At 48.4% G+C, this 11078-nt stretch carries 9 protein-coding genes; 8 read left to right on the top strand and 1 reads right to left on the bottom strand.

From position 1 onward, the window contains the following. Positions 1-12 precede the first annotated feature (12 nt). Positions 13-1170, top strand: coding sequence for a Ger(x)C family spore germination protein (locus IDH41_RS10890; RefSeq protein ID WP_190860894.1), 1158 nt, complete (start codon positions 13-15; stop codon positions 1168-1170). Positions 1171-1179: 9 nt separating this feature from the next. Here IDH41_RS10890 and IDH41_RS10895 read toward each other — a convergent pair whose 3' ends face one another. After that, positions 1180-2265 carry a GerAB/ArcD/ProY family transporter gene (locus IDH41_RS10895; RefSeq protein ID WP_190860895.1) on the bottom strand — a complete coding sequence of 362 codons (1086 nt, stop codon included), beginning with the start codon at positions 2263-2265 and terminating at the stop codon, positions 1180-1182. 242 nt (positions 2266-2507) lie between these two features. Here IDH41_RS10895 and IDH41_RS10900 point away from each other — a divergent pair, with 242 nt between their 5' ends. From IDH41_RS10900 to IDH41_RS10930, 7 genes are all read left to right on the top strand, one after another. Then, complete coding sequence (locus IDH41_RS10900) at positions 2508-3404, top strand: AraC family transcriptional regulator (RefSeq protein ID WP_190860897.1); 897 nt, start codon at positions 2508-2510, stop codon at positions 3402-3404. Between the two features lie 38 nt (positions 3405-3442). Then, complete coding sequence (locus IDH41_RS10905) at positions 3443-3823, top strand: RidA family protein (RefSeq protein WP_190860899.1); 381 nt, start codon at positions 3443-3445, stop codon at positions 3821-3823. Positions 3824-4186: 363 nt separating this feature from the next. After that, positions 4187-5926, top strand: coding sequence for a sensor histidine kinase (locus IDH41_RS10910; protein ID WP_190860901.1), 1740 nt, complete (start codon positions 4187-4189; stop codon positions 5924-5926). Positions 5927-5941: 15 nt separating this feature from the next. After that, positions 5942-7555 carry a response regulator transcription factor gene (locus IDH41_RS10915; protein WP_190860903.1) on the top strand — a complete coding sequence of 538 codons (1614 nt, stop codon included), beginning with the start codon at positions 5942-5944 and terminating at the stop codon, positions 7553-7555. A gap of 148 nt (positions 7556-7703) precedes the next feature. Continuing rightward, positions 7704-9227, top strand: a complete 1524-nt coding sequence (locus IDH41_RS10920) for an ABC transporter substrate-binding protein (protein ID WP_190860905.1) — start codon at positions 7704-7706, stop codon at positions 9225-9227. 26 nt (positions 9228-9253) lie between these two features. After that, the gene (locus IDH41_RS10925) at positions 9254-10171 is read left to right on the top strand and encodes an ABC transporter permease (RefSeq protein ID WP_190860907.1); all 918 of its coding nucleotides are present in this window, start codon (positions 9254-9256) and stop codon (positions 10169-10171) included. A 15-nt stretch (positions 10172-10186) separates the two neighbouring features. After that, entirely contained in the window at positions 10187-11074 is an 888-nt protein-coding gene (locus IDH41_RS10930; RefSeq protein ID WP_190860909.1) for a carbohydrate ABC transporter permease, read from the top strand. Positions 11075-11078: the final 4 nt, after the last annotated feature.

Genomic DNA, 11078 nt, shown 5'->3' on the forward strand with positions numbered 1-11078 from the left:
GGAGTTTAGTGGATGAAAAAGAAAGCCGTCCTATTCGCAATAATAGGCTTGACCGTGCTGCTGACCGGCTGCTGGGACCGGACCGAAATCAATCAATATGCGTTCTGGATGGGCACGCTGCTTGAACGATTGGAAGGCGGGGACTTGAAGGTGAGCGCGCAAATCGCCATCCCTTCGCGGATCGGATTTTCGGGAAACCGAACGGCTCAGGAGCAAAGAGGCAATATTATTATCAGTGCCGTCGGACGTACCTTAATGGATACTTGCGACAAAATCCAAAGCAAGCTGCCCAGACGGTTGTTCATCGGCCACCGCAGGTCGGTTTTTCTGGGAGAATCGCTTGCCAAGAAAGGGATTTCCGACAGTCTGGATATGTATACGCGCAATATGGATACGTCGCTTAGGACTAGCGTGTTCGTCGTATTAGGCGAGCATCCGGAGCAAATATTGACCTTGAATAGTCCCTTCGATCCTTTCTCCGCCAACGCGGCCGTCGATCAGGACAATTACAGCAGAATCGGGGATAAGGCGCTAAGGGATTTTATCGTCGCCATGGAAAGCGAAACAACGAGCCCGATCCTCTCGGCGATCGATTTGCAACCCTTAAGCAAAGAGGAGCAAGGGAAGACGTTCGAGATAGAGCGGCTCGCGTTATTTAACCGGAAGTCCGAAATGGTCGGCTTATTGGATGAAAAAGAATCGCTTCACGCCTTATGGATCATGAACAAGCTGAAAAGAACCTTTCTGACCGGTTATATCTCCGAAGGCAAAGGCAATGGCGGGTACGTAACCGTCAGCGAAAACAATATGGCAAGCGTTATCCGGACCTCGGTCAAAGACGGCCAGATCACCGTCGCCGTAAGGTTAACCGGCAAAGGCACGATCAAAGAAAACCGTACCTCCCTCGATCTATTAAGACCCGGCAATGTCCTCCTTGTACAACAGGTCATGGAGGAGCAAACGAAAGAAACCGTGGAAGAGACGATTCGGGAAGTCCAGCAAAAGTACGGAACCGACATTTTCGGATTCGGCGAAGCCGTTCACCGGCAGCATCCTTATCTGTGGAAAGAATTAAAAAAGGATTGGCTGGCTGCTTTTCCGAAAATGAAAGTATCCGTGGAGGTCCATCTGAAGATCAAACGGATCGGAGCGCAAGGGAAACGGGTCTGAACCGTGCAATCACCCGCCGGCGCGCTTCTTGGCCAGACTTATCGCCAGCATGATCGAAGGAAGGACAATCATATTGGGCCAGAAAATGAGCGGAATCCACATTTTTTCATAGTAATCGGTTATCACGGTGACGATATTGGGCGGCAGCGCGGACACGAGCAAATAGATGCCGCCCAAATACCATACCACCTTTCTCCACTCCTTGATCCGAAGCAGCTCGGCCGTTGCATGGCTTGTTATGAACAGATAGAGAGACAATTTTACGAATACGCATAACAGCCATACAAAGATCACCCATACATCCATATTCTGAATGAATTCCAGTACGGAAATAAACCGAACCATATTAAAATACGGATTGATGAATTTTCCGGAAAAGTGGGGACCGAAGGTCATAATAACTAAAGCCGTCGCGACCGTAACGAACAGCGAGGAGACGATAACCGCAATGATGGCGGGACGCGTAGCCTTCCTCGATTGCAGGAATGGGATCAGAATCATAATGAGAATGGACTCCGATAAAAAAGACGCATGCGGAACCGCTGCTCCCATTATGGCGGCAAAACCGTGGTCGGCATAGACAGGCAGCAGGTGCTGCAGATTGATATTCGGGCTATTCAAGATAAACGTGATCAAAATAACGAGAAAAAAGAGCGGTCCGACAATTTGGCTAAATCTTCCGATTGCCGTAATGCCGCCGCGATGCGTGATGTATATCATAGTTACGACCATGATTGCGGACAGGACGACGGCAGACGTCCGCGAGAACAGGATGAGCTGAATAAACTCGGCCATCGCTCGAAGAATGATAATGGTGACGCTGTACCAGCCGAGCAAATAGTAAAGAGATACCGCCTTGCCCAACCACTCTCCGAATAGATCCTCCGACAGCCCGATCAATGACTTCCCCGGATGATGCGCGCCTATTCTAGATGCCGCGTACGTAACGCCGGTACCGATCATCCCTCCGATCAGCATGGCGATCCAGGCATCTTGCCCAACCAAAGTAATGGTAGGCGAAATCGTTAGCCAAATATTCATCGTTATTTCCATCGTGGCAATCGTCCAAAAAAACTGCGAAATGGTTAAGCGCATCGGCAACCGATCCTTTTCTAATAAGCGTTCCCCATTCATTATTCCCAAGAAAATCCATATAAGACACAAGGGCAATCCGCTTGAGGCTTTGAGAAACTTTATTCTATATCGCACGTTTATTAATTACGTATGCAATTGGAAGCGAATAACAACGGTCAAAGAAGAGGCAACTTAGTTGTGCACAAATAGTTGCGATGCGATATGGCCGGTAATTTATACTTTGGTCGAGAGGAGGGAGTCGGATGGATTGGCTTGAGCGGATGAACCGGGCGATGGACTATATCGAATCGAACTTGGCGGGGGAGATTGAACTGAGCGAAGTCGCGCGTAGAGCTTGCTGTTCGTCTCATCAGTACCAAAGGATGTTCTCCTTCATTACCAATGTAACGCTGGCGGAGTATATTCGGCGCCGGAAGCTTACGCTTGCCGCACTCGAATTGCAGAATAACGAGGCGGCGAGAGTGATCGATATTGCCATGAAATACGGCTACGAATCCCCGGTTTCTTTCGCGCGGGCTTTTCAATCGCTTCATGGGATTACACCGACAATGGCCCGCCAAGACGGTATTGCTCTGAAAGCCTATCCTCGCCTTTCCTTCCTGATTACGATCAAAGGAGTAGATGCGATGAATTATCGTATTGAAACGAAGGAATCATTCGAGGTGTTCGGTATGGAACGCGTTTTTCGTACCGATGGAGGCGGGGATGAACCGGACACGCCGGAACAATTCTGGAAGCAAAGCCATGCCAATGGCGAAGTAGAGAGACTTGCCGCGAATGCCGGCGACTTGCCCCGCTTTGTGAGCCAAGATTCCTACAAGGTACATGCGCTTTGCAGCTACAAACATACAGGAAATGATACTTTCCCGTATATGCTGTGCGCCTTTAAGAGCGGAACCAGCAACGCGAACGGATATTCCGTCATAACGATTCCCGCGCAAACATGGGCCATCTTCCCCTCGGAACCCATTGCCTGGGATGAGATCGGCGGAACCATCGAGACGCTGTATCGACGATTTTATACGGAATGGCTTCCAACGTCGGGCTATGAGCAGTTGGATGGTATGGAATTGCAAGTTTTCGGCGAGAAAGCCGGGCTTCATTCCGTAGAACTATGGTTCGGCGTAAGGAAAATTTAAAGCACGCTTAAAATATGGAATGATAAGGAGATCGAGTGATGTTAAGAAAATTCAACCCTCCGGGAATGGCAGCCTCAGACGTTTATAACCACGGCGTAGACGTTACATCCATTCAACGCATGCTGTTCGTCTCAGGTCAAGTAGGCGTAGGTCCGGACGGAATTCCCGGCCAAGATATTCGGGAACAAGCGGAGCTCGCGATCGGCAACGTATACAAAGTCCTTGCCGGCGCAGATATGGAAGCCAACGACATCGTAAAAACAACGATCTATTTAACGGACGAAAGTCTAATCGGTCCCTTCATGGAGGCTGGCGCGGGATCGTTGCCTACCCCTCCTCCGGCGACGACGTTATTGATTGTCAAAGCGCTCGCCTCGCCGGCCTTGCTCGTTGAGATCGAGGCCATTGCCGTGAAGTGAGGTTCTCCAACTCCGGTTGTTCAACACTGGGGTAAGCTAGCTGAATAAAAAACACCAAGGCAGCCGATTGGCTGCTTTTTTGCCATTAGAATAAAATTGGACACCTCTTACGTGAAGCTTGATAATGACGGTATAAAGGAGAGGGGGTCCGGAATGGAAAGAAACCGTTACAGTGTTATAGGCAGTAATCGATTGTCTCGACTCGGGGTATAGTATACAAACAATATGGAATTTTAAATATTGCAAAAAGGTCGACTGAGTGACATGAAAAGTCGAGATTTTGATAGTTGAAAGCGGCGGATTCTCATATGATATGGGTTACAATGCGGCTTGTCATTTTTTCGTAAGTAAGGAGTGATCGCGATGAGGGGCGAGCTTTTCCGCCTTTCCTGGCATTCTATTCGTCTTAAGCTAGTCGTGGGCCTGCTGCTAATCACGCTGCCCGCTTTCGCTTTCCTTATATACAACAATTTGTACGCCATACGCGTCGTTCACAATCAGGTAGCCGAGTCCAATCGGAACCTTATTTCGATGTATATGGGACAAATTGATAACAATTTAAATGATGTCGACAAATATATGACGGACCTGCTCGTGAACGATAAAGATCTTCATGCCATGGAGTACGGTTCCACGGAACATGATCGGATTTTGGCCAAAGTCCGTTTGGACAACAGGATAAGGGGGGACATCGCATCGTTCGGGTCGGTCGATGCTTTATTCGTTTATTCGATCCCCGGGAAGGACTACCTTGAAGCCTTTCAAGAACTCTATAACTGGCAGCAGAGAGATGAAATAAGAAGGTATATTCAGGAGCTGTTGGAGGAACTGGAGAAGGATGGAGAGTTGCGAAACCAGCAATGGTATGTCAAACAAATCGGTATAAATTATTACTTATTCAGGGTGTTGAAGACTAGCGATGCCTATGTCGGAGCTTGGGTTAATGTAGAAAATTTGTACATTCCGCTCAAACTGTTGAAATATGGCGAACACGGAATCTCGTTATTCGCGACCGAGAACGGAACACCGATGACCCATGCGGAAGCCGTTCGCGAGAACGGAATCGACCTTGATAGAGATTTGAATAACTATTATATTTCGGGCAAATCAAATTCCTATTTAGTGATCGGGGAGAGATCGGCTAAAGGCAACTTCAGCCTTATTTCGCTCATCCCGGATAAACAGATATTGGAAAACTTGCCTTATCTCCGGATGATTGCTGCGGCAATACCTATCGGCGCAATCATTTTGGTGCCGGCTTTCCTTCTATTGCTTCGAAAGATGGTGTTAAGACCTCTCAATCGGATTCTTGCGGCTATGAAGAGGATCGGAGAGGGGAATTTGAACACGCGTATCGAGCCGTTTCGGACTTCGGATGAATTCCGTCTCGTCAACGAAACGTTTAACAGAATGATCGGCCAGGTACAGGAGCTGCGCATACACATTTACGAGGAGCAGTTAAGCAAGCAGAAGGCTGAACTGCAACACCTGCAACTGCAAATCAATCCGCATTTTTTCCTGAATTCCTTAAATATTATCTACAACCTGGCATTGGTACGGAAATATGAGTTGATCCAGGAGATGGCAATGAGCCTAGTCCAATATTTCCGGTACATGTTCAAAAGCAATCTAACTTTCGTAGCTTTGAAGGACGAGCTGCAGCATGTCCGCAATTATGTCCGGATCCAGGAGCTAAGGTTTCCCGGCAAGCTCAATTTCGAATTGACGGCTCCCGATTATTTACTGAACACGCGAATACCGCCGCTTATTATTCAGACATTCATCGAAAATTCGATCAAGCATGCCGTTTCCCCCAACGCTTCCATTCAAATTTCCGTACGAATCGATTTGGATGATTCCGGTCCGGAGCCTCGGCTCATGATCGAAATCCAGGATACGGGAAAGGGCTTCGATCAGGACATTCTGGATGAAATTCAAGCAGGCAACCGGATCGAGGACGAACAGGGGGAGCATATCGGGATCTGGAACGTGAAACAGAGACTCAGGCTGCTATATTCCGATGAAGCTTGCCTGGTTATCTCGAATGGCTTGCCGACGGGAGCGCTAATCGTGCTGCTGCTGCCCCTTCAACCAAAATCATAAAGAGGAGAGTCGAACATGGTCCGAATACTGCTCGTAGATGACGAAGTTCATGCGGTTGAAGGGATTAAGGCGTCTGTCGATTGGGACAAGCTGGGGATTTCAGAGGTACTCACTGCTTATGATATTTTGCAGGCAAAGGAAATATTTGCGTCATTTGACACTGTTGATCTTATGCTATGCGATATCGAAATGCCTATGGGAAGCGGTCTGGAGCTCCTCGCATGGGTCCGAGAGCATTACCCGGATACGGAGTCGATCTTCTTGACCTGCCACGCGGATTTTCATTATGCCAAACAAGCGATTCAGTTAGGAAGTTTCGATTATTTGCTGAAGCCGGTTCCGAGCGCCGAACTCGAAATCGTAATCTCCAAAGCGATCGAGAAGAAAGCCGAGGAAAGTAAAAAATCGGAGTACAGCCAGTACGGTCAATATTGGATTCAGCATCAACCATTGCTTATCGAACGATTCTGGCTGGATATTCTGAACCGCATCATACCGTCCCGTCCGGAGTCGATCAAACAGGCTGCAGAGGAGCGGAATATTCCTTATTCGGAACATATGAAGTTTATTCCCGTTTTCATCGTCGTGAAGCGGTGGCACAAAACCTTAAGCATGCGAGACGAGAAAATACTCGAATACGCGCTTCAAAATTCTGCCGAAGAGCTGTTGGCAAAGCTGGGAAACTACCGCCAACTTCTTCCATTCGGCAAAGGCAGCTTGCTCGCGGTTCTCTCCATCGAGCCTTGGACAGAGACTGAAGCGAAGCGACTGTTGAGAAGCTGTGAAGCATTCATTCGCTCCTGCCGCCAGTATTTCTATTGCGATATAAGTTGCTATATCGGACATCCTTCCTTTGCTCATGAGCTGCCGACGATGTCTGACCTGCTTCGAGCCCAGGATCGGAATAATGTAACGTTAGAAAATCTCGTGTTTCAGATGGACAGACTGGAGCCTGCGCAGATCTCGCTTCGAGAACCGGAGTTTCCGGTTTGGTCGCTCATGTTGAAGGAGGGGGCAAGCGAGAAGTTGGCGTCCGAGATCGCACGATACTTGGAGGGTCAAACTCAGGTTTCCGGTCTGAACGCAAAGCGGCTGCATCAGTTTCACCATGATTTCCTTCAAATGATATATTCATTTTTGCAATCGGAAGGCATTCAAGCTCGTCAGCTTTTCAGTGACGACGAATCCATGGAGATGTCACTGAATGCATCACGATCGGTCAAAGATACGATCGCTTGGTGTCGACGTGTCATTGCGAAAGCGATGGAATATATCCATACTGTCGAACAGTCCGAGTCGGTGGTCAACCGCGTGACAGCGTACGTCAACCGGCATCTGGACAGCGCGTTGTCGCGAGATGATATCGCGAAGCATGTCTTTTTGAATGCCGATTACTTGGACAGAATGTTTAAGAAAAAGGTAGGGCTGTCCGTGACGGAGTACGTCGTTCGAGAAAGGATCGCCGTCGCCAAACGTTTGTTAAGCAAATCCAATCTTCCTGTATCTGAAATTGCGATCCAGGTTGGAATGACCAACTTTTCGTATTTTTCTCGCGTATTCAAAAAATACACGAACCGAAATCCGCTCGAATTCCGGCAGGAAGAGCGATCCCGATCGGAAGATCGATAGGAGGTCGACTCAGTGACATTGTTAGTCGACATCCTGGTAGTTGGAGATAGTATCGCTATCTTATGATGAATGTAGATTCGAAAGGAAGAACGGCCGATGTCGTTCAAGCCGAATCGGATGCACACTTTCAAGATATGGGGGGAGAAATATGAAAAAGAAGTTAAGTTGGGTTTGCGCGATGTTTGCGATCATGCTGCTGATTTCCGCATGCGCTTCCAACAAGGGGAACGAAGCAACGGGCTCATCCGGAAACAACACGGCACAGGATCCTGCTTCGGATGAAGAAACCAGAGCGCCTTACGAATTGACGATGGCGTACTTTAGTTTCGGCAGCGTGCCGAAGGATCAGCTGCTTATTGAGGAAGAGCTCAATAAGATCACGAAAGCGAAACTGAATACGAATGTAAAATTGCTTCCGATCAGCTTCAGCGCCTGGCAAAATCAAACCAACCTGATGCTGACGAGCGGCGAGAAGCTTGACCTGATGCCGATATTCGGAAATATGTACGCGAACCAAGTGGCTAAAGGCCAATTGAACGAACTGGACGATTTGCTAGCCAACCAAGGTGAGGGAATCGTCGAGGCGCTCGGCCCGGATTATGCGAACGCGTCCAAAATTAACGGTAAAACGTATGCCGTTCCGACTATTCGCGATTTGGCTCAAAAGTATGGTTTCTTGATTCGCAAAGACCTCGTCGATAAATACAACCTCAAACTGGGCGAAGTAAAAACATTGGACGATTTGGAACCGATCTTACGAACGATTAAAGAAAACGAGCCGAATATGATCCCGTTGGTCAACGGTGTCGGCAACTCTCCGATCACCTCGTATAACACGCGGGATTCGCTCGGCGACGATATGGGCGTACTGCTCAATAACGGTCAGGACTTGAAGGTAGTGAACTGGTTCGAAACGGAAGAATACGCGGCCGCGCTAGAGAAGATGAGGGAATGGTATCTGGCCGGATATATCGCCAAGGACGCGATTACGGTCAAGGAATCCAAGTCTGATATCATCAAAGCCGGAAAAGGCGCAGGTAACCTAGCCGTAATGAAACCGGGATTCGACGCCCAAGAGACTCGTCAATCCGGCATGCCGATCGTATCCGTCGAAATGCTGCCCGCGGTAGCGAAGACGAATACCGTGACGAACATCATGTGGGGAATCGCAAAGAACTCGAAAAATCCAGTGAGAGCGATGGAACTCCTGAACCTTTTGTACACGGACAAGGAAGTCGTCAATCTGCTGGACTGGGGGATCGAAGGCAAGCATTATGTGAAAGTATCCGAGAACGTCATCGACTACCCGGAAGGCGTGGACGCCTCTACAGTAGGTTATTCGGGATTGGGATGGCTGTTCGGCAATCAATTCCTGTCCTATATATTCAAAGGCGATGACGAGAAGCTGTGGGAAGAGATGAAAGAGTTTAACTCGGGCGCTATTAAGTCCAAGGCACTCGGGTTTACGTTCGACTCCACTTCGGTGAAAACGGAGTTTGCCGCTGTCAGCAACGTTATGAGCCAATATCGAATCGCATTGGAGTGCGGAGCTTTGGACCCGAAGAAGGCGCTCCCCGAGTTCATCGCGAAGCTCAAGGACGCGGGCATCGACAAAGTTATTGCCGAGAAGCAGAAGCAGTTGGACGCATGGGCTGCTTCCAACGGTAACTGAGCATCTATGAAAGGGTTGTGAACATTATGGGCTATAGGGCTAGAAGATGGAAACGATTCGCTCCGCTGTTCCTGCTCATGCTCCCGGGGCTCGCATATTTGCTGCTCAACAACTACTTGCCCATGTTCGGGATGATCATCGCGTTCAAGGATATTAATTTCTCGAAGGGCATCCTGGGCAGTAATTGGATCGGATTCCAAAATTTCGAATATTTGTTCAAGACAGCGGACGCTTACATCATTACTCGCAATACGATTCTGTATAACGTAGCGTTCATCGCCATCAACACGATCGGAGCGGTAGGTTTAGCGATAATTCTTAACGAAATCCGGAAAAAATTTTTTCAGCGGTTTTATCAGAGCATCATCATTCTGCCGCACCTGATTTCGATGGTTATTGTCAGCTATCTCGTGTTCGCGGTGCTTAGCAGCGAGACGGGACTCATCAATAAAGCGATTCTGCCCATCCTTGGGATAGAAAGCATTTCGTGGTATTCCAGCAAAGAATACTGGCCGTATATCTTGACAGCGGTGAATATCTGGAAAGGCATCGGCTTTTTGAGCGTGGTTTACCTGGCTTCGATCATTAGCATCGATCCGGAATATTACGAAGCAGCCACGCTCGACGGCGCGTCGAAATGGCATCAGATCCGGTTCGTCACGCTCCCGCTGATTATTCCGGTCATTACGATGATGACCTTGCTTGCGATCGGGCGCATCTTCCATTCCGACTTCGGGTTGTTCTACCAGGTGCCTATGGACTCGGGCGTTTTGTCGGAGACGACCAACGTCATCGATACGTACGTATACCGCGCGCTCATGAACTTGGGTGATATTGGGATGTCATCGGCTGCGGGTGTATATCAATCCATTGTCGGATTCGTTCTGGTCATCCTCTCCAACTATGCGGTTCGAAAAATCAGCAAAGAAAACGCTTTATTCTAATGGAGGTAACAGACAATGGCGCACGAAAGCAAATGGGTCAGATGGACCGCACACACATTTCTAATGGCATTCTCCATTGCATGCATCATTCCATTCGTATTGCTGATCATGTCCTCGATTTCAAGCGAAGAGAGCATCATTCAATTCGGCTATTCGTTTTGGCCCGAACAGTTCAGCCTGATGGCTTACGAATATTTATGGAATCACCGGGGTGAGCTGGGGCGCGCGTACGGTATAACCGCGTTTATTACAGTAATCGGTACCGCGGCAAGCCTGGCAATGACGACCATGCTCGCATATCCGATGTCGCGGCAAGATATCCCGATGAGAAATTTTTGGGCATTTTTCGTGTTTTTCACGCTGCTGTTTAATGGAGGGCTTGTCCCGACGTATTTAATCTATACGCAAGTGTTTGAGATCAAGAACACGATTTGGGCGTTGATCGTGCCCGGATTGCTTATGAACGGCTTTTACGTGTTACTGGTTCGAACGTTCTTCATCACTTCCGTTCCGCCGGCTTTAATGGAAGCAGCTTATATCGACGGAGCGGGGGAAATCAAGACATTCTATAAAATCGTCATTCCGCTTTCAATGCCGATTCTGGCTACGATTGGATTATTCGAAGCGATTCTCTATTGGAACGACTGGTTTAACGGGATGACGTACGTAACCGATCCAAAGCTGTTCAGCATCCAAAACATACTGAACCGGATCATCACGGACATTCAGTTTCTTTCTAACAACAGCAACCTATCGTCAGCAGCTAGCAACGAAATGGCCGAGCTTCCAAGCACGTCCGTCCGAATGGCAATCGCCGTCGTCGGCTTGCTGCCGATCCTAATCGCCTATCCGTTCTTTCAAAAATACTTCATTAAAGGCATTACAATCGGCGCATTGAAGTAAAATG

The sequence above is a fragment of the Paenibacillus arenilitoris genome, assembly GCF_014705655.1.
GTDB lineage: Bacteria > Bacillota > Bacilli > Paenibacillales > Paenibacillaceae > Pristimantibacillus > Pristimantibacillus arenilitoris.

Bases quoted from the DNA above. Each gene is read 5' to 3' on its own strand.
- IDH41_RS10920 (WP_190860905.1), top strand. From the start codon at position 7,704: ATGAAAAAGAAGTTAAGTTGGGTTTGCGCGATGTTTGCGATCATGCTG.
- IDH41_RS10930 (WP_190860909.1), top strand. From the start codon at position 10,187: ATGGCGCACGAAAGCAAATGGGTCAGATGGACCGCACACACATTTCTA.
- IDH41_RS10905 (WP_190860899.1), top strand. From the start codon at position 3,443: ATGTTAAGAAAATTCAACCCTCCGGGAATGGCAGCCTCAGACGTTTAT.
- IDH41_RS10910 (WP_190860901.1), top strand. From the start codon at position 4,187: ATGAGGGGCGAGCTTTTCCGCCTTTCCTGGCATTCTATTCGTCTTAAG.
- IDH41_RS10890 (WP_190860894.1), top strand. From the start codon at position 13: ATGAAAAAGAAAGCCGTCCTATTCGCAATAATAGGCTTGACCGTGCTG.
- IDH41_RS10895 (WP_190860895.1), bottom strand. From the start codon at position 2,265: ATGCGCTTAACCATTTCGCAGTTTTTTTGGACGATTGCCACGATGGAA.
- IDH41_RS10900 (WP_190860897.1), top strand. From the start codon at position 2,508: ATGGATTGGCTTGAGCGGATGAACCGGGCGATGGACTATATCGAATCG.
- IDH41_RS10915 (WP_190860903.1), top strand. From the start codon at position 5,942: ATGGTCCGAATACTGCTCGTAGATGACGAAGTTCATGCGGTTGAAGGG.
- IDH41_RS10925 (WP_190860907.1), top strand. From the start codon at position 9,254: ATGGGCTATAGGGCTAGAAGATGGAAACGATTCGCTCCGCTGTTCCTG.